The organism is Amycolatopsis sp. NBC_01488, assembly GCF_036227105.1.
Lineage (GTDB): Bacteria > Actinomycetota > Actinomycetes > Mycobacteriales > Pseudonocardiaceae > Amycolatopsis.
This window is the reverse complement of sequence record NZ_CP109434.1, coordinates 6,329,369-6,348,214: the sequence shown is the minus strand read 5'-3', so window position 1 is coordinate 6,348,214 and position 18,846 is coordinate 6,329,369. Positions and strand designations below refer to the sequence as shown.

The 18,846-nt window shown below is 71.3% G+C and carries 15 protein-coding genes; 1 reads left to right on the top strand and 14 read right to left on the bottom strand.

What is annotated here, in order from left to right:
* Window positions 1-124 precede the first annotated feature (124 nt).
* A complete protein-coding gene (locus OG738_RS30120; RefSeq protein ID WP_329045882.1) occupies window positions 125-1,783 on the bottom strand; it encodes a TIGR04141 family sporadically distributed protein in 1,659 nt (552 codons plus the stop codon).
* 441 nt (window positions 1,784-2,224) lie between these two features.
* Here OG738_RS30120 and OG738_RS30115 point away from each other — a divergent pair, with 441 nt between their 5' ends.
* On the top strand, window positions 2,225-2,764 hold the full coding sequence (locus OG738_RS30115; RefSeq protein ID WP_329045880.1) for a Uma2 family endonuclease: 540 nt from the start codon (window positions 2,225-2,227) through the stop codon (window positions 2,762-2,764).
* A 16-nt stretch (window positions 2,765-2,780) separates the two neighbouring features.
* Here the strand turns inward: OG738_RS30115 and OG738_RS30110 are convergent, their stop codons facing one another.
* The 13 genes from OG738_RS30110 to OG738_RS30050 all read right to left on the bottom strand — a co-directional run bounded on the left by OG738_RS30110 (window position 2,781) and on the right by OG738_RS30050 (window position 18,601).
* On the bottom strand, window positions 2,781-3,578 hold the full coding sequence (locus OG738_RS30110) for a phosphate ABC transporter ATP-binding protein (protein WP_329056889.1): 798 nt from the start codon (window positions 3,576-3,578) through the stop codon (window positions 2,781-2,783).
* A gap of 16 nt (window positions 3,579-3,594) precedes the next feature.
* Window positions 3,595-4,470, bottom strand: coding sequence for a sortase (locus OG738_RS30105; RefSeq protein WP_329045879.1), 876 nt, complete (start codon window positions 4,468-4,470; stop codon window positions 3,595-3,597).
* Window positions 4,455-5,549, bottom strand: coding sequence for a hypothetical protein (locus OG738_RS30100; protein WP_329045878.1), 1,095 nt, complete (start codon window positions 5,547-5,549; stop codon window positions 4,455-4,457). Before OG738_RS30100 ends, OG738_RS30105 begins: the two co-directional genes overlap by 16 nt.
* A gap of 16 nt (window positions 5,550-5,565) precedes the next feature.
* Window positions 5,566-6,270 carry a hypothetical protein gene (locus OG738_RS30095; RefSeq protein WP_329045876.1) on the bottom strand — a complete coding sequence of 235 codons (705 nt, stop codon included), beginning with the start codon at window positions 6,268-6,270 and terminating at the stop codon, window positions 5,566-5,568.
* A complete protein-coding gene (locus OG738_RS30090) occupies window positions 6,254-7,267 on the bottom strand; it encodes a DUF916 domain-containing protein (RefSeq protein WP_329045875.1) in 1,014 nt (337 codons plus the stop codon). The genes OG738_RS30095 and OG738_RS30090 overlap by 17 nt, the downstream gene beginning before the upstream one ends.
* 129 nt (window positions 7,268-7,396) lie before the next feature.
* Entirely contained in the window at window positions 7,397-8,980 is a 1,584-nt protein-coding gene (locus OG738_RS30085) for an Ig-like domain-containing protein (protein WP_329045873.1), read from the bottom strand.
* 14 nt (window positions 8,981-8,994) lie between these two features.
* Window positions 8,995-9,981 carry a hypothetical protein gene (locus OG738_RS30080; protein ID WP_329045871.1) on the bottom strand — a complete coding sequence of 329 codons (987 nt, stop codon included), beginning with the start codon at window positions 9,979-9,981 and terminating at the stop codon, window positions 8,995-8,997.
* Between the two features lie 150 nt (window positions 9,982-10,131).
* Window positions 10,132-12,516, bottom strand: a complete 2,385-nt coding sequence (locus OG738_RS30075) for a hypothetical protein (protein ID WP_329045870.1) — start codon at window positions 12,514-12,516, stop codon at window positions 10,132-10,134.
* The gene (gene pstS, locus OG738_RS30070) at window positions 12,513-14,102 is read right to left on the bottom strand and encodes a phosphate ABC transporter substrate-binding protein PstS (protein ID WP_329045869.1); all 1,590 of its coding nucleotides are present in this window, start codon (window positions 14,100-14,102) and stop codon (window positions 12,513-12,515) included. The genes OG738_RS30075 and pstS overlap by 4 nt, the downstream gene beginning before the upstream one ends.
* Entirely contained in the window at window positions 14,099-15,235 is a 1,137-nt protein-coding gene (gene pstA, locus OG738_RS30065) for a phosphate ABC transporter permease PstA (RefSeq protein WP_329045868.1), read from the bottom strand. Before pstA ends, pstS begins: the two co-directional genes overlap by 4 nt.
* The gene (gene pstC, locus OG738_RS30060; RefSeq protein ID WP_329045867.1) at window positions 15,232-16,236 is read right to left on the bottom strand and encodes a phosphate ABC transporter permease subunit PstC; all 1,005 of its coding nucleotides are present in this window, start codon (window positions 16,234-16,236) and stop codon (window positions 15,232-15,234) included. The genes pstA and pstC overlap by 4 nt, the downstream gene beginning before the upstream one ends.
* Window positions 16,237-16,307: 71 nt before the next feature.
* Window positions 16,308-16,691, bottom strand: coding sequence for a hypothetical protein (locus tag OG738_RS30055; RefSeq protein WP_329045865.1), 384 nt, complete (start codon window positions 16,689-16,691; stop codon window positions 16,308-16,310).
* A gap of 290 nt (window positions 16,692-16,981) precedes the next feature.
* A complete protein-coding gene (locus tag OG738_RS30050) occupies window positions 16,982-18,601 on the bottom strand; it encodes an alkaline phosphatase PhoX (RefSeq protein ID WP_329045864.1) in 1,620 nt (539 codons plus the stop codon).
* Window positions 18,602-18,846 lie beyond the last annotated feature (245 nt).

Below are 18,846 nucleotides of genomic sequence, written 5' to 3'. Positions count from 1 at the left end.
CGCGCCGTTGACGCGCTTGGGGTCGTGCCGATCCTCGTCGAAGGAGCAGTCCGCAGAGCGCTCACCGCTTCCCCGTAGCACGTTCAGGTGCTGCTCCCCGCACGATGCAGCCGGTGCAGCCCCATCAGCTTCGTCGCCGGCGGGCAGACGTGGCGTGCGTGCGGGCCTTCGGCACGTACGGGACGTCCGCGAAGCGCAAGGTCGCCTGCAGCGCGCGCACCGACCGGTCCAGGCGCAGCAGCGACACCTGGGACAGGGTGAACAGCTCGTCGATGTTCCAGGAGCGGCCGGCCGCCGCGAGCACGACCGTGCGCGGGATCCGGTCGATCACCCGATCCGGCGCGGCTTTCGCAGCGAGCTGCGCCAGCGCTTCGGGCTCGTGGGCCAGTGCCTCGGCCGAGACGAGCGCCTGCGTGCACAGGTGGCTGGCGGCCGTGGCGCGGCTCAGCCACTTGACGTGGATCAGCTCGTCGCCCGGCCCGAGCAGGTCGCACAGCTCGAACCGCGGGTGCAGCGGCGTGCTCGCGAAATCCCGGTCCAGGCACAGGAATCCGGGCTCCTCGGCGACCTGCCGGCAGTACGCGTGCTCGTCGTCGGGGGTGCCCGTCGGGACCCACGGAACCGGCGGCCAGTCGAACCGGCGAGCGAGCATCGCGGCGACCTGCTCGCGCAGTTGCCGGACATAGGTCTCGCCGATGCGGTACCAGCGTCCCTGGTGGAAGACGTACCGGACGTGGTCGATCGTCGTCTCGAACACCAGCCAGCGCGCCACCGGGATCGAGGCGCCCGCTTCCTCCTCGCCCGCGTCGTCGGCGCAGGGCACGATCCGCCCGGCGCGCACGGCCTTCAGCCGGTCGTCGACGTCGATCCCGGCCAGCCGGTCGGTCAGGTGCGCGAGCTCCAGCCGGCCGGGGACCGTGAACGGGCCGCCGGGGCCCAAGCCGGTGATCCGGAACGAGCCGGCCTGCTCGGCGTCGTGCACGGCCGTCGCCGGCCAGGCGAGCCCGAGCGCGCCGTTCTCGCCGTCGACGCTCTCGGCCAGGCGGCGTTCGAGGGTCGGCAGGAGGCTGTCGTGGCGATCCAGCGGCCGGGTCTGCGCGACGAACCGCAACGCCGAGTGCGCGTCGGGCTCGTCGACGACCGCGCCGACGGCGTCGAGGTCGGCCAGGAACGCGGCGGGGTCCTTGGCCAGCGGCAGCCACACGGCGTTGCCGGCGCGGATGCGGTGGCGGCGGCCGGTGATCCGCCCGTAGGTGAGGTCGGCCAGGTCGGCCGTGCCGGCCAGCCGGTTGACCAGCTCGCCGTAGGGCTCCAGGCGAAACGCCGAAAGATCGCCGCCGCCGGGGATCGACGTCTGTGTGGCGCGGGCCGACGTGTCCAGGGCCGCGCTGGCGACCAGGCCGAGGTCGAACGGGTCGAGGCGCCGGATCCCGAACAGCAGGCCGAAGCCCTGGTCGACGTGTTCGTCGTTGAGGATCAGGTGCCCGGCGCCCCAGGTGACCGCGTAGGTCCACGGCGGCCGGGGCACGAGCAGCACCGCGAACGGCAGCTCGGACGACAGGGCCAGCTCGGTGCCGGTGAGCGACGCCGCGTGCGGCAACCATTGCGGCGCCTCGGTGCGGAACCGGCCCGCGACCAGCCGTGCGCGCGTACCGGACAAGTCGACCTCGGTGTCGGTGACGATCTGGTCGTCTTTCAGCGGCACGAGCAGCTCTTGCTCGGCCGCGGTGCCGTCGAGCCGGAAAAGCGACACCGGCTTGCTCGGGGTGGACGTCGAAGCCATGTGGTCACCGGCCCTTCGGTGAAACAGCCTCCGTTCAGGATAATGCGCGCCGGTGCCGCGCCGGTTAAATTAGCCTGAACAGCGATTGCGGACCCGACCGAGTACCCTGTTTCGTGCTTTCATCGTGACATCGTCGCTGGTCAGAAGTCCAGGAGATGATCGATGAGTATCCGACAGAAGGCCACGGAATTGCGGCGTAAAGAATTGTTCGAATGCACTCCAACGGCCGCATTCATGAGTCATTCTGCTCTGTTCGGGCGGCGCCGGAACGCCAGCCGCACGCATCGTGACGATCATCACCGCGGCACCCGGACGGGGACTGGTCCGGTCGGGCCGGATCGCTCACCGAGCGGCGGTTCGCGCTGCGCGCGGTACCCCACTACCCTGGGCTGGTCGATTCCCGTCCGGCCCGACGCTGGGGGCAGCATGGAGACAGTCCCGATGTTCGCACACGGAGACCGTCTCACCCGTCGGGACCTGGAGCTGATCACCGATGAACGCCGCCGTTACGAACTGGTGGACGGGACCCTCCTAGTGAGCCCGTCCCCGCGTCCACTGCACCAGAGGGTGGTCGCGCGCCTGCTCGCCGCGCTGACCCCGCTCTGCCCCGCGGACTGCGAGGTCCTGCCCGCTCCGTTGGACGTCGTGCTCGACGACCACACCGTGCTCATCCCGGACGTCGTCGTCGGACGCCGCGACACGTTCACCGACCGAGCGCTCGTCGGGGTGCCGGTCCTCGCCGTCGAAGTCGTCTCGCCGTCCAGTCAGCACATCGACCTCTACCTCAAGCCCGCCCGGCTCGCCGCGGCCGGCTGCCCGTTCTACTGGGTGATCGACCCCCGCGTGCCGAGCCTGAGCTGCTTCCGCCTCGACGGCGACACCTACGTCCTGGCCGCCGAAGGCCACGACGACGAGGCCGTCACCCTCACCGAGCCCTACGCACTGACCCTGCGCCCGGCGGACCTGATCTCGCCCCACTGAACTTCGAGGCGACGGCTCAGCCGAACCGGCCGTGGACGTAGTCGGCCGTCCTCGAGTCACCAGGGTGGTCGAACACGGTCCGGGTCGGCCCAGCTTCGACGATCACCCCCGGGGCTCCCTCCTCGGCGAGGAAGAACGCGCATTGGGCCGAAACCCGCTGTGCCTGCTGCATGTTGTGGGTGACGATCACGATCGTCACCTCGCCGCTGAGGTCCTCGATCGTCTCCTCGATCCGGCGGGTGGACGTCGGGTCGAGGGCGGAGCACGGCTCGTCCATCAGCAACACCTGGGGGCGGACGGCGAGCGCGCGGGCGATGCACAGCCGCTGCTGCTGGCCGCCCGACAACGCGCCGCCGGGCTGCCGGAGCCGGTCGCGGACTTCCTTCCACAGGCCCGCTTTGGTCAGGCATTCGGCGACGAGGTCGTCGCGGTCCGCCGCTTTCACCTTGGTGCCGGTGAGCTTCAGGCCGGCCGTCACGTTGTCGTAGATGGACATGGCGGGGAACGGGTTCGGCTTCTGGAACACCATGCCGATGCGGCGGCGCGCGTCGGTCAGCTTCCACGACGAGGCGTAGATGTCGTCGCCGGCGAGCAGCACCTCGCCGGCCAGGGTCGCGCCGGGCACGAGCTCGTGCATCCGGTTCAGGATGCGCAGGAACGTCGACTTGCCGCAGCCGGACGGGCCGATGAGCGCGGTGACCGAGGACGGTGGCATGTGCAGCGAGACGCGGTCGAGGACCTTCCGCTCGCCGAACCACGCGGACACCTCCCGCGCCTCGATCGCGGTGGCCTCCTCGACCGAAGGCAGCAGCATCGTCACGGCAGTCTCCTCACAGCAGGTTCGGCAGCAGGGACGCCGCCTGATCGGCCACGGTCACCCCGAGGGCGCCGAGCACGGGCACCCCGATCACCCACGCGTGCCACCGGCCCACGCGCTGGTGCACGAACACCACGGCGGCCGCGGCGAGCGCGAGCAACAGACCCCAGACCACGAGCGGCACGAGCGCCGACGCGTCGCCTTCCAGCGCCTGCTCCCGGCCGGGCAGCGCGAACCCGGGCACCGTGCCCGCGGCCGCCACGGCCGGGGTGAGCAGCCGCGCGTCGACGCGGAGGACGTCACTGGGCAGGTAGGGCGGCCCGTCCGCGGTGATCAGCGTGAGCCTCCCCTGCCCCTTCGCGGGCGCGACGGGTTGCGGGTCGTTCGCGCGGCGGACGCCCAGCACCTCGAACTGGTGCTTGCCCTGTCCGGTGGTCACGGTGATCAAGTCGCCGTGGGCGAGCGAGCCGAGGTCGGCGAACGGGCCCCCGTAGCCGGCCCGGCGGCCCATGACCACGCTCACCCCCGGCTGCCCGGGCAGGACGGTGTCGCGCCGATGGCCCGGTCCGGACTTCAGCACCGTGGCCGACGTGCCTTCGCCGACGACCTCGCGCAGGCCGATCCGCGGGATCGCCACCACGGCCACCGGCGTTCCCGGCTCGAGCGGATGCCCGTCGCGGTCCAGGCCCCCCGCCGGCGCCGTGGCGTTGGCGAGCTGGTCGCGAAAGGCGTCGTAGGCGCGGTCCTGGTCGCGGTTGTGGGCCAGGGCGCCGATCAGCCCGAACTGCGCCACCAGGCACAACATCAACGCCGCCGCGATCGACAGCGCCTGCCCGGCGAGCCGCACCGCTGCGGGCGGTGCGGCCGCCGGGGTCACTTCGACGGCCACCGGGCCGCCCTGCGCCGCCGGGCGAGGACCAGCGCCACACCGCCCGCGCCGAGCAGGACGACGGCGAGGAGCAGCAGGTAGCCGACGTTGACGCCGGTGTTGGCGAGGGTGCGCTGCGGGACGCTGGTCCCGACCGACTGCGCCGCGCCCGCGCCGGTTCCGCCGGAACCGTCGCCGGCCGGGACGGTCTCCGCCGTGCTGTCGCCGGTGGACGTCGTGGTGCTCGCCGACGAGCTGGTGCTGGTGCTGGTGGCTGTGCCGCTCGTACTGGTACTCGTGGTGGTGGTCGTGGCCGGGCGGCTGGTGGTGGTGCTCGTCGACGGCGTGGTGGTGCTGGTGGTGCTGGTCGTCGTCGAGGTCGGCGCGGTGGTCGACGTCGAAGCCGGCGTTGTCGTGGTCGAGGTGACCGGCGTGGTCGTGCTCGTGGTGGCCGAGGTGACCGGCGTCCTCGTGGTCGTCGTGACGGAGGTGACCGGCGTGGTCGTCGCGGTCGTCGGCGTTGTGGTCGTCGTGGGTGCGGTCGTAGAGGTCGTCGTCGGCGGCTGGGACGTGCTGACCGACGCCTTGGTGGTGGACGTCGTGGTCGGCGGTACGCCCGAAGGGTCGTTCGACTGGTAGTGGCCGGGGTCGGTGAAGTACATGTTCGTCGTGAACGTGCCGGTGGTCGTCTGCGCGAAGGAGTCCACACAGGACACTCGGATCACGTAGGTCCCGGCGACGACGGTCGTGTTGTTGTCGGTCGCGATGTCGGTCATGCTCTTGGTGAACTGCACCGGGAAGGCCTGGGTGGTCGAGAAGTTGACGTCCTGCAGCCCGAACGTCGCCACCAGGCCGTCCGCGAACCCGCCGGGGCCGAACACGTGCGCGATGTAGGAGTCGGAGTCCGGCGTGCAGCCCTGCGCGGTCCGCACCACCGGTGCGGTCGCCGCGGTACCGGTCGCCGGTTCGATCGTCAGCGTGCCGAGGCTGCCCGGCGGCGGCAGCGCGGCCGAGGCCGATGACGAAGTCACCAGGGCGACCACGACGCTCCCCGCCGCGGCCGCCGAGCCGATGGCCACGGCCAGTTGACGCTTACGCATGAAAGCCTTCCTTCCGTTACTGGACACGACGCCTGCGCACTACCCAGGCCGCGAGCGCCACCACGGCGGCCACCAGGCCCACGGCGGCGACGAGGCCGAACACCGCGGCCAGCGACCCGGCCGGTGCCGGGTTCCCAGCCGCCACGTCAGTCCGGCTGGGTTCCGGTGCCGGGGTGGTCGCGGCCGGCAGCTCCGGCGCGGCCGTCCCCGGCACCGGACCGGCGCCCGCGCCCGGCGCCTGCGGAGTGGCGGCGGTTGTTTCGGGCACCCGGGAAGGGCCCTTCGCGGCGCCGAGCGCCGCGTACTTCACCGGTGTGTCGAACCTCAGCGCCGCGGTGAACTCGCCCTTGCTCTGCTGGCTGAAGGAGTCGATGCAGTGCACGGCGATGTCGTACTGCCCGGACAGCGTCGTCTTGTTGTCCGCGGCGAAGTCCCGCAACGTCTGCGCGAGGAACACGTCGAAGCCGCTCGTGTGCGACAGCCCGACGTCGGTGTTCGCGACGACGATCTGGCCGTCGGCCGGCATCCCCTTGCCGCGCAGGGTGGCGAAGTACGCGTCGGCGTCCGCGGGGCAGCCGCCGCTGGTGTGCATCCGGATCGTCGCGGCGTCCTGCCCCTCGCCCGGGGTGATGACCAGGCCGCCGAGCGGAGCGGCCTCCGCGGGCGTTGCGACGAGCCCGAACGCGGCCACCGCGAGCAGGATCTCAAAGCGCCGTCGCATGTTCGGCCCCCTCCTCCACCGGCTCGGTAGCGCCGCGGCGACGGCGGCGCCGCGTGAACAGCAGCGCGAAGATCCCCAGCAGCAGCACGGCCAACACACCGAGGGCCGCCCACGGCACCGCGCTCAGCGTCACGGACTCTTCGGCGGGCTGGACGAGGTCGGTGAACCCTGGTGCGGGTACCGGATCGACGTGCACGGTGGCGTCCAGCCAGCCCGCGGGCAGCACGCCGCGGACCGTCGTGGTCACCTTGATCAGCCCACCCGGCAGGAGTTCCGGGATCGGCGGCAGTGCCTCCCCGTCCACAGTGGACCCCCACGGCGTGCTCACGCTGACGCGCTGCTTGCCGGACAACCGGGTGTTGCCGGTGTTGCGGACGGTGTAGCTGACCGTCGCGTCCCCGCGGCCGAACGGCGTCGCCGCGTACGACCCGGTGAGCCCGGTGATCGCCAGCCGGGGCGTCAGGTCGCCGGTGACGCGCAGGTAGACGCGGGCGCCGACGCGCTGCTCGACCGCGACCTTCTGCCCGTTCGCGCCCGTCTGTTCGGTGGTCAGCGCGGCGACGATGCCCGCCGCGTGGTCGCCCGGGGTCGCGTTCGCGGGGATGGTCAGGGCGAACGGCACGATCGAAACCGTCCGCGGGGCCAGGAAAACACTCGCCTTGTCCGGCTTGGTCCAGGCGCCCACGTCGACCGATGGCTTGCCCGCGGCGAGCAGGTCGAAGCCGCCTTCGGGAGTGTTGAAGGCGTCGCTGGCGTAGATCTTCAGCGTCACCGGATTGGTTCCGACGTTGGACACCGCGACGAAATCCTTCACGACGGCGCCCGGAGTGGCGCTGTAGCCGAAGCTCGCGCGGTTGTCCGGTGCGGTCGCGGTGGCCGGGCGGACCCCGAAGGTCACCCGCTGGTCGCCCGCGGCCGGCGGCGGAGCGGGGGTCTGGGCAGCGGCCGACGGCGCGAACGCGAGCAGGAACGCGGCGGCCAGGACGGCTAAGCGCATCGGAATCCCTTCGGGAGGCAGGGGTGGAACCGGGTCTCCGGCAAGGCTTCTGCCGCCGTTGTCGTGAGTGAGAAACAGTGTTCTAACCCTGTTTCTCACTCACGACCGCGTTGCCGGAGACCCGGGTGATCAGATGGCGGTGAGGGTCAGTACCGAGGTGTAGGTGCCGGCGACGGTCGACGTCGGCACGTTGAGCGAAAGCCCGGCGGTCAGGTGCGCCGTGCCGTTGCCGCCGTTCGCGGCGGCGGTGGCCAGGGTGCGGGAGCCCGCGAGACCCGCGCCCGCCGGAGCGGCCGTGCCCGGGGCGATCGCCGCGGCCGGGTTGACGGCCGGACCCGCGGTGATGTTCTGCGCCGCGACCTTGTCCACGATGGACGGCGTCCAGCCGAGGTTGCCGGCGTTGATCGCGTGCGAAGCGCCGTCACCGAAGTCGGTCGCCTGGCCGGAGACGTTCCAGCCGGGGTTGCCCGCCCGGGTGTCGGTGACGGTGACCGGGTTCAGGTTGCCCGAGGTCTGCAGCATCGAGGCGTCGGGCAGCATGACCGGCGACGGCAGCGTGACGTTCTGGTTGGCCACGCTGATCAGCAACGCACCGGCGGTGACGGTGGTGGTGATGTTCTCCGAGGCAGCCACCCCGGCGAACGCCGTCACGCTCAGCGGCACGCCCGCGGACTCCGACGCCACGAATGCGGCAGAGTTCATGGGCACGAACTTCGCGGTGAAGGTGTGCGCGCCCACCGCCAGCGTCGACGACGACAGCGAAGCCGTGCCGCCGGACAGCGCGACCGGGTTGCCCAGGTTCGCGCCGCCGTCGGTGAACTGGATCGACCCGGCCGCGCCCGCGGGCGTGACCGAGGCGTTCAGCGTCACCGAGCTGTACTGCGCGGCCGTGCCGCTCGGGGTGACCGAGAGCGCGGTCGTGGTCGGCGTCGCGACCGGGGCGTTGACCTGGAAGGTCACCGCCTGCGACGTCGAGCCGGCGACGTTCGCCGAGCCGCCGGTGAAGACCGCGGTCAGCGAGTGGCTGCCGGTGCCCAGCGCCGAGGTGGTGAGCGCCGCGGTGCCGCCGGAGACGGCGACCGGGCTGCCGAGGTTGGCCGCGCCGTCCTTGAACTGGACGGTGCCGCCCGCGGAAGCCGGCGTCACCGTCGCGGTGAGGGTGACCGGGCTGCCCTGGGTGACCGGGGACGCCGGGGAGACCGCGAGCGACGTCGCCGTGGTGACCGGCGCGTTCGGGTCGGTGCCCTGGTAGTGCGTGGCGTCGGTGAACCAGATGTCCTTGGTGAAGGTGCCCATCACCTGCTGCGAGAACGAGTCGACGCAGCTGGCCACCAGGGTGTACTGGCCCGGCTGGACGGTGGTGCTGTTGTCCAGCGCGATGTCCTTGAACGACAGGCCCTGCTGGATCGGGAAGCCCGCCGTGGTGGAGAAGTTGACGCTGCTGGTGGTCGTGGCGATGAGACCGTTCGTGAAGCCGCCGGGGCCGTAGACGTACATGTAGTACGCGTCCGAGGTGTCCGGGCAGCCCGCCGACGTCGTGGCGACGCCCGCGGTCGTGTCGAAGCCCGTGGCCGGGCTCAGGGTGAGGGTGCCGAGGGTGCCCGGCGGGACGGCGGCCGAAGCCGGCGCGATCGAGCCGAACATCGCCGCGAGGGCCGTGCCGACGACCGCCGCCCCGACGGCGAACCGGTGCGCGAAGGATCTGGAGCTCATGGGTGCGTTGCCTTTCAGGGCGTGACGATGGCGGTGTCGCCGCAGTTGGCGGCCTGGCCGAAGCCGTACTTCTTGATCAGGTCGGCGTTCTGGCAGATCGCCGAGCCGCTGCCGACGAACACGGTGCTGTACGGCGCGTTCCCCACCTGGCCGCTGGGGATGACGTTGTAGACGTCCCGCTTGAACGACGAGCTGGTGTTCAGCGCGGTCGGCGAGATGCCGTTCAGCGTGGCGAGCACGGCCTTGCCCTGCACCGCCGGGATCACCCCGTTGACCTGGGCCTGGTAGGAGGCGATGGAGTACGGCGCGACGTTGGCCGGCTCGATGAGGAACGTGCCGGTGTTCTCCTCGATCGGGGTGTTCGCCGCGTCGGTGTCGTGCACGCACGAGAAGGTCGTGGTGAAGTTCGCCGCGTCGGTGAGCCCCAGCTGGGACAGGAAGAACGACCGGGTGCCCGAGCCGAAGTGCGGCAGCAGCGGCTTGTACGTCGTGCCGACACCGGGCGCGGTGCAGTTGAAGATGCTCTTCAGCTGCGCCGTCGTGAGCTTCTTCGAGATGGAGCTGTCCGCGCGGACCGCGTAGGTGACCGCGTCCACCGCGAACGGGACGTAGGTGAGGTTCTTGCCCGCGTAGTTCGCCGAGTTGTTCGACGACGACCGCGCGAACTGCACGCAGCCGGTGTTGCCGTCGAGCGAGGCGACCAGCGCGTTGACGCCGTTGCCCGAGCCCGCCGGACGCGGGATCGTGCAGTTGGCGTTGACGGCGGGGTCCTTGGTGGTGATGGTGGCGGACCCGACCGCGTCGTAGGAACCGAGCACCTTGACGCCGCCGACGGTGATCGCGTCGGCCAGGCCGTTCACCACGCCCTGGGTGGTGTCCGAGCCGACACCGGCGAGGTCGCGGTAGGTGGGCGCGCCGGCCGGGTCGGCCTGAGCGGCGCCACCCAGCACGAGCAGCATGGCCGCCGAGGCGACCGTGACGAGAGCATGTCTTCTACGCACTTCAGGTATCCTTTTCGCAGCAGGGATGCCCGGGCTCGTGCCCGGACGTGCCGGTGTCGTCGTCGTAGGGGCTCCGACACCGGGCTTGCTGGGTTCACCCGGCTCGTCGTGCGGTGGAGTGACAGCTCCCCGCGCGGCGGGCCGTGGACATCACCTCCCCCTCCGGCTGCCCCAGCGCGTCAGCGCCGGACCGGACGCGGCGGCCACCGCACCGGCCGCGAGCAGGATGAGCAGCACGTACCGCACGAACCCCACCGGCGTCGCCGGGGTCGGGCGCGCCTGCGCGACCGGCTGCTGGACCGCCGACGTCGTGGGCGGCGTGGTCACCGCCTTCACCGGCAACGGCGCGGAGGCCGGCGCGGACGTCGCGGGCGGTTGCTGCCCACCGGGAAGCGACTGGTCGCCCGCCGGAGATCCGCCGACGGGCGGCCCGCGGACGGAGTCCGGAGCCGGCGCGGACGACGTCGGCGGGGTGACCGCCTTGCCCGCGTCCGCGGCGATCTTGTCCGCGGCCGACGTGGTCTGGGCCCGCAGAGCCGCGGGCAGCGGGACGTACCCCGCGGGCAGCTGCCCGGGCGCGATCCCCGGCTGCTGACCGTCGCCCACCGCGTACTTCAGGAACGCGGCGTAGTCGGCACCCGCCTTCGTGTCCAAAGCGGACGGTGCGGTCGCCGCGTAGGCCAGGTTCGTCAGCGGGTAGGCGTCCTTCGCCGTCGTCAGCGGGTCGACCGACAGGACGTCGCCGACCGCGCCGGGCTTGGCGGCCGCGACGGCGCTGAGCATCGAAGCGTCCGAAGGAGCCACGAACGCGCCCGAGGCGTTGCGCAGCTTCGCCGTCGGCAGGCCGTAGCGCGCCGCGGTCGGGGTGTCGACGACCGCCAGCAGGCTTCGCTGTCCCTGCGGCTGCCGGTCGACGGCCTTGAGCTGCGGTTTGCCGTCCGGGGTCGCGAAGCCGGTCGGCGCCTTGCCCAGCGTGTCACCACGGCTGATCGCGCGGCCGGCCTCGTGCATGTCGCCGGCCAGCGGACGCAGGTCGAGCGCGCAGCTGGCGAGCAGCCCGGTGCCGGTGCAGGTCAGGTCGGCCTTCGGGAAGTTCGACACCGGCAGCTTCAGGCCCTTGAAGTTCGGGTTGACCTTCATGCCGTGCGGATCCGGGACGCCGTTCAGGAAGTCCGTGGCGTCCTTGTCCGCGGCGATCCACCGCCACAGCGCCGTCGTCGCGTCCATGTCCACAGTGGGCACCAGCGCGTCCACAATGGACATGAGGCGGCCGGAGTCCTTGAACTCCGGGTTGAGCGCGACGAACTCGGGGTCGGCGGTCAGCGAGTCCGGGTTGCCCTTGAGGTAGTCCTGCCGCACCGGCAGCGACAGCACGTACGACTGCGTGAGCAGCTTCGCGACCAGCCGTGGCGTGAGGCTCAGGTCGGTGATCTGCTCGCCATCGCGGTGCCAGATCTCCGGCGGCACGACCCCCTCCCCCGCCGACTGCCGTTCGGTGATGAACGCGATGCTCAAGCCGGACAACGCGATCGGCGCGTAGACGAGCGGCTTGGTGGCCTGGTCCGGCGGCACCGGATCGCGGAGGAACGACAGGCCGGGGTTGTCCGAGAGCAGCGTCTGCCGGGCCACGCCGTCCGGCACCTGGGTGAAGCCGAAGACGGTCCCACCGCCGGCGCAGAGCTTCGGCTGCCAGCGCAGCACGGCGTCGGCCAGGAACTCGTCACCCGACGTCGGCCGTTCGGCCGCGCCGATCGGGCAGGCCGCGCCGACCGGCTGGAACTTCAGCGGAATCGAGAGGTGCTGGGCCCAGTTGGACGCGCTCAGCGGGGACGAGTCGAGCTGCGGGCGGTTGTCGCCGCCGACCGTCGAGCCGTCGACCTCCTTGTTTCCGCGCGGAACGACGACGAGCCAGCACGAGCGCGGGCTCCCGTTCACCACGGTGCCGCAGCCGAGGCCGTAGGACTCGAGCGCCGTCTGGACCTCGAAGTCGACCTCGCCGCCGCCGTCGAGCCGGGTCTTGGCGAGCGGGAGCTCGTTCGTGGTGCCCGCGGTGAAGAAGTCGCCGGGCGACGTGGTCGTCACACCGGTGACCGAGCGGAACGGCACGACGGCCTGCTGGCCCGGCGCCGCCGGCTTCAGCGTCTCCAGCGGATCGACCAACGTGGACCCGTAGCTGACCTGCCGTCGCCGCGCCCAGGCTCCGGCCACCGGCGAACCCTGCGCGGCCAGGCCGCCGTACTGGCACTGCTCGCGCGTCGGCCCGGCCGGGTCGTCACCCCAGCACTGCATGAGCTGCAGGTAGTTGGTGGCGAAGTTGCCCGACGGGCCGGTCGGCGCGCCGCCGGTCCAGCTGACGTGGACGGTCTGGTTGATCAGGTCCGTGGTCTGGTCGACGGTGACCTTCAGGCTCGAGAACGAGCCGGTGCCGGACACCGTCAGGGCCGAGTTCGTGGCGTCTTCGGCGTTGCCGGTGTCCGCGACGGCGAGCGCGGCCACCGCCAGCACCGCGGCGAGCAGCAGGCGGGCGAGCTTCATCGCTCGTCACCGTCCTTGCCCAGGCGGCGGGCCAGGATCGGCGGGCCGATGACCAGGCCGAGCAGGAGCGCGACGGCCAGCGCGGTGAGCAGCGCAGCGGTCGCGTTGTCCCGCTGGTCGAGGGAAACCGGGACGGCCGAGCCGCCGGCGGCGATGTTCTGGCCGTTGATCGGCAGCCCCGTGTCGGGGTCGATCGCGCCGGTCGCGGGTCCGGTGGTGCCGTCGGGCCCGGTCGTCGCGCTCGTGCCACCGGGGCCGGTGGTGCCGTTCGGGCCGGTCGCGGACTGCGCGCCGGGCCCCGAGCCGGTGCCGCCGGCCACCGGGGTCGGCGCACGCGCACCGCCGGTGCCTTCCGCGCACTGCGTCACGCCGATCTTGTCGCACGGCGACGGCTGCGGCGCGTTCTTGGCGAGCAGGTTGGTGCCGTCCGGCGAGAACGTCGGGTTGTTGCACTTCGAGATGTCGGTGGGTTTCTTCGTCGAGCCCGGGATCCGCGCCACCTGGTCGAGCCCGGCCTGCACGAGGTTCTTCGGCAGCGGTGAGTACCCGAGCTGGTCGGCCTGCTGCTGGCCCTCGCAGAGGAAGTAGTACGCGAAGTCCGAGAGCGTCTTCCCCTTGTCGGTGTTGAACGGGGACGTCGGCGTGGTCGGCAGGATCATGTAGCTGTAGCTGGACAACGGGTACGTGCGCGCGTCCGGGTTGTTGTAGACGCCGCCGAGGTCCTGGGTCAGGTCCGGCTTGATCGCCGCCGCGAGCAGCGCGACGGCAACGCTGGTCGCCTTCGGCTCGATGTAATAGCCGGCCTTGTTGAGCACCTTGGCGATCGGGAAGCCCGCGTTGCGCGCGTAGGAGTATTCGACGTAGGTGATCGCGCCTTCGCTCTGGTCCTGGCGCACGTAGTTGGTCACGCCGAGCGAGCCGGACTGCCCGACCACCGGCGGCACCAGCGGGTAGTTCGAAGTGAACCCGCACGGCGTCGCGCGCCCCGCCTTGCGGCAGAACGCGTCCCACGCCCCGCCGAACTGGCTCGCCATGTAGGCGGTGAACTGCGCGCTGGTGCCCGAGCCGTCGGACCGCACGACCGGGATGATCTTGCGGGCGGGCAGGGTCAGCCCGGGGTTGTCGGTCTTGATCGCCGGGTCCGCCCAGTTCGTGATGGTCCCGGTGAAGATGCCGGTGAGCGTCTGGCCGGACAGGCGCAGGTTCGTCACGCGCGTGGCACCGATGTGCAGGTTGTACATGAACGACGTCCCGCCGGCGACGATCGGCATGTACGCGTAGCCGCGGTCCGTCGGCGGGTTGTCGGTGACGCCGGCGTCGGTCAGTCCGTACGGGATCTCCGAGACGGCGAAGTCGACCTGGCCGGCCTTGAACTGGTTGCGGCCGTCGGTGGAACCCGTGGCCGCGTAGCTGATCCGCATGCCGTACTGGCCGACGTTCTTGCGCCACTGGTCCAGCGCGTTGGAGCTCCATGTCGAGCCGGCGCCGCTGATCGGCACGTAGCTCTGGGCAAAGGCCGTGGACTGCCCGAGCAGCACCAGGACCAGCGCCGCGGCAACCCACCGCACCGCACGGAAGTTCCTCATTGCTCTCCCCGCATCCGGCTGTCGAACCGTTCGCGGTCGGCGGCCGAGGCCCGCGCGCGGCGCCGGAGTGCGCCGCGCGTCAGCTCCCCGGCCGGGCGACCGCCCGCGATCCGGGCGATCACGAACAACACCAGCACGAGCAGCATCAGCACCGCCGCAGCTCCGAACCCGCGAGCCTTCATCGCCTCCTCCGGTGAGGTGACGAGCGAGAAGGTCGCCAGCGGCAAGGAGATCTGGGGCCCGGACAGCGGGTCCGCGTTGAGGTAGGCGGTGAACCCGGCGGTGATCAGCACCGGCGACGTTTCGCCGATCCCGCGGGCGGTGCCGAGCAGGATCGCCGTGGTCAGGCCGGACCGCGCGGTCGGCAGGACGACGTGCCAGGCCGTCCGCAGCCGACCCGCCCCCAGCGCCAGCGACGCCTCCCGCAGGTTGCCCGGCACGAGCCGGAGCACGACGTCGGCCGCGCGGATGACGATGGGCAGCATCATCACGCTGATCGCGCACCCCGCGGCGAGGCCCGACTTCTCCAGCCCCAGCGCGACGATCAGCGCGGCGTAGACGAAGAGACCGGCCACGATGGACGGCAGCGCCGTCATCGCGTCGACGATCGTGCGGACCAACCTCGAGAACGCGCCCCGGACTTCGTTGAGGTACACCGCGCAAGTCAGTCCCAAGGGGACGGTGACGGCCAGCGCGATGGCGATCTGCTCCAGCGTGCCGACGACGGCGTGCAGGATCCCGCCTTGCGTCAGCGGGTCGAGCGGGCCCGCGGTGGCCATGTCCTGGGTGAAGAAGTTCAGGTGGCGCAACGCGTCGATGCCCCGGATCATCGGATACGCGACGATCGTCACCAGGGCCAGCAGCGCGAAGACCGCGAGGCTGTGCACCACGGCCGAGACGAGCCGGTCCCGGACGGTCAGCGCGTTTTCGGTGAGCGAGACTAGCAGTCCGTAGAGGCCGAGGAACACCAGCCAGGCCAGGACGGCGAAGCCGATCACCCCGCCGAACGGCGCCAGCTGGTCGAACACGAGCGCGGTGAGTGCGACAGCCGCGACGAGCGCGCCCAGCACGGCGACCCGGTCGAGGAGCCGGCCGGGTTTCGTGACCCGCCGGCGTTCCTGGGCGTCGGTCATGCTTCGCTGCCCTGACCGGACCGGCTGCGCGCGATGATCGCCGACGCGCCGAAGTTGACCAGCAGGGTCAGTGCGAAGAGCGCGAGCCCGGCGGCCATCAGCGCGGAGAGGCCGAACGGGCTGGCCGCGGCCCACTGCTGGGCGATCAGCGCGGACACCGAGTTGGCGCCGCTCTGCAGGATGTGCGGCTGGATGGTGAAGACCGGCGCGATGATCATGTAGACGGCGATGGTTTCACCGAGCGCCCGGCCGAGGCCGAGCATGGTGCCGCCGATCATCCCGCCCCGGCCGTACGGGAGCACGACGCTGCGGATCATCCCCCAGCGCGTCGCGCCGAGCGCGTAGGCGCCTTCACGTTCTCCGGGCGGTGCCTGGGAAAACGACTCGCGCATCACCGAGCAGGTGATCGGCATGACCATCATCCCGACGATCAGGCCGGCGAAGAACGTCGAGCTGGCGAACACCGTCTGGCTGCTCAGCGGGTCGTTCGCGTCGTAGCCGTCCACGGTGAACAGCGGGAACCAGCCGAGGTGGACGGCGAGCCAGCGCGGCACGTCGAGGGCGTTCCACTGCAGGAAAACCGCGCCGAACAGGCCGTAGACGACGCTCGGCACGGCGGCCATCAGGTCGACCAGGCTGATCAGCACCCGCTTCAGCCGGGCCGGGGCGTATTCGGAGATGTAGAGCGCCACGCCGAACGCCAGCGGGAAGGCGACGCAGAGCGCGGTGCCGGCGATCAGCAAGGTGCCGACGAGCACGGCGGCGATGCCGAAGTTCCCGGAGTCCGGCTGCCAGGTCTGGGTGGTGAGAAAGGAGAATCCGGCGAGATCGAGGGCTTGGGCGCCGTTCTTCACCAGGAACCCGCCAACGGTGACCATGATCGCGAGCACGACCACACCGGCTCCCAGGAGCACGGCGAGGAACGCCTGGTCGGCCCCGCCCGGGGCCCCGGTTCTTCGCCGTACCTCCGTCCGCGGTGCCTCGGTCAGCACACTGGTCATCGCACTCCCCTTGTCTCGTCCGAACGAGAGCCTTTCCCGGCGATCTGGACGTCTCCGGGCCGGAACGTGAACTACGGACGAACACGTGCACCGGAAACCGCGGGACTGCGTTCCGCGAGGTCCCGAAAAGAATTCCCGGAATTGACCGCGTGCAGCCGCCGCTGGTAACTGCGTGCCGACACACCGACCGCGACACCCGCGATCTTGAGCTGCCACAACCACTTGCCCCTGGTGTCGCGCACGGTGACAACTTCGGCGAGCGCGAGCTGACCGCGGAGCGCCCGCACGGCGTCAGCGCAGGAAGGAGCGTCCGGAAAGGACGTTGCCGACTGCGCCAGACTGCGGTTGTTGGCGGAAAGAAACCGCCACATGACTTTTCCCGCCGAGCCGGTGTACCCCCGTCCCCGCAGTTGCTCCGGGGAAATGTGAACCAGTTCGAACCGAGGTTCGGCCATTGTCGTCCTTACGCGCGACCCCCAGTGATGCGCGCTCAGGCTCGATCATCCCGGTATACAGCAGCGAAACAAGGGACTGCGCTTCGATGCTGCCGGCGTTCACAAGGGATGAAGCGCGCAGGTCCGGAAATACCGGACCAACCGCACTTTCGAACGGAAATTGTCGACATCGACCCCGAGGTCGGCTTGCCCGCACGCCGGCCGGGCGCCAGGTGCGGCGCGGTGGTCGCGCAGGGGTGGCCCGCTGCGGGCGAGTGCGCGGCGGGCCGAGGCCCGCCGCGCCCGCCGGCTCAGCGCCGAGTGATTTCCCAGAGCACGTTGTCGCCGTGTTGCTGGGTCCAGAACAACCGCCAGCCGCCGGCGAACGGCGTCGGCCGCTGGGCACCGAGGATGCCCTGCGGCGACGGGTCGCCGGTGGAGGCGTGGATCCCGGTGATCTCGTTGTCGCCGTCGTTCTGGAAGCCGGTCCGGCCGCTGAACGCCGAGTCCAGCGTCGCCGACGAGTCGCGGCCCTCGGCGAGGAAGCGCACCGGCTGGGCGCCGCGGGCGTAGTCGGCGCGCACGTCGAACAGGTACGCCGAGTCCAGCAGCCCGCGCTGGGTGTGCAGGGCGTCGCCCGCGTCCTCGACGAACGCCACGTGGTCGGCGTCCAGGAATGCCACGTTGTCGAGGCCGGTGTGCTCCTGGTCGCCGTTGTAGACCAGCGACAGCGTGCCGGTGTCGGCCTTCGGGTCGGCCTGGCTCAGCTTGAGCACCGCGCCCCAGCCGCCGTAGCCGTCGTTGGCCGTGCTCGTGGCGTTGGTGTCGCCGGTCTCGTCGAAGTAGAACTCGCGGAAGCCGGTGCCCGGCCGGAACTGGCCGTTCTCCGGCCGTTTGAACGGGGTGGCCCCGGCGGCCTTGGCCAGCGCGTTCGCGTCGAACCCGGCCGAGGCCGGGTCGGTGGCGGTGTCGTGGATGGTCACCCACTTCGTGTCGAACGACAGGCCGTAGGTGTGCAAGTCCTTGGTGTCGTCGCTGAAGGCGTTGCCCTTGGGGTGCGCGGCGTCGATCGGCTGGAACGCGATCGGTGCCCCGGTGCGCCGGGAGCGCACCTGCAGGGCCTGCAGCTTGCCGTGCGTGAGGTCACCCTTGTCGCTGGGCACGTACCGGTAGACGAAGCTGTTGGGCAGCTTGGCATTCGTCCCGGGCACGGTCGCGCCGCCGGAGTCCTCGACGACCCACAGGTTGCCCGCGGAGTCGTTCTGGATGCCCTCGTAACCGCCGCGGCCGAGCGCACCGGAGATGTCCTCGGTTCGCGTCCCGTCCAGTGTGGACTGCCAGACGCCGCCGCTGGCACCGAGTTCGGCGGTGAACAGCAGCCGCCGCGCCCACGGGTCCCACGTCGAGCCGTCGAAGTCCGGCAGCGGCTTGCCGTCGGTGGTCGCGGTGGACAGCAGGGTGACCCGGTGCGCGGCGTCGGCGTCGAGGTTGACGCGCGTGAGGTAGCCGGTGGCGCCCGCCTCGTGACCCTGGAAGACGAAGTGCGTGCCGTAGTCGTAGTGCGGGTCGGCGCCGCGCTGACCGTGCAGCACGAGGTAGGTGTTCTTGTCCGGCTCGGTCTTGGACGCCTCGACCAGGTGCCCGGCCGCGGGCAGGTCACCGGCGGCGGGCAGCAGCGGACCGTCACCGCGGTACCCGAAGAACGGGAGGTCCGCAGTCGCGTTCTCCAGCCGGTTCGAGCCCTGGGCGGCGACCCACTCCGCCAGCTCCGGGGACAGCGTGTTCGGCACGGTCAGCCCGGCCACCTTGGCGTTCGCCGGAACCCCGGTGAGCGCGAGACCGCGGCCACCGCCGTGCTGGTCCACCCCCTGCGCCGGCGCGCCCGCCACCACCGTCGCCGCCACGGCCAGCCCACCCGCGGCTGCCAGCACCGTCCTGGCCTTCGTTCGCCTGCTCGGTCTCATCTCGAAGCCTCCAATGTCCGGGAAACACCGAGAGCCAAGACTGCGAAAGACACGACCGTGGCGTAGTTGAGTGACGGGCAGACATACGCACGCCCAACACCCCGCCACCTGGTGCACCGGGACGAACACCAGCGTCCGCGCGCGAATTTCCCTTACAGAACAACACCTTCAACGGAAAATCTCCGCCGCCGATCGCGAACCGGGCGCTCGGC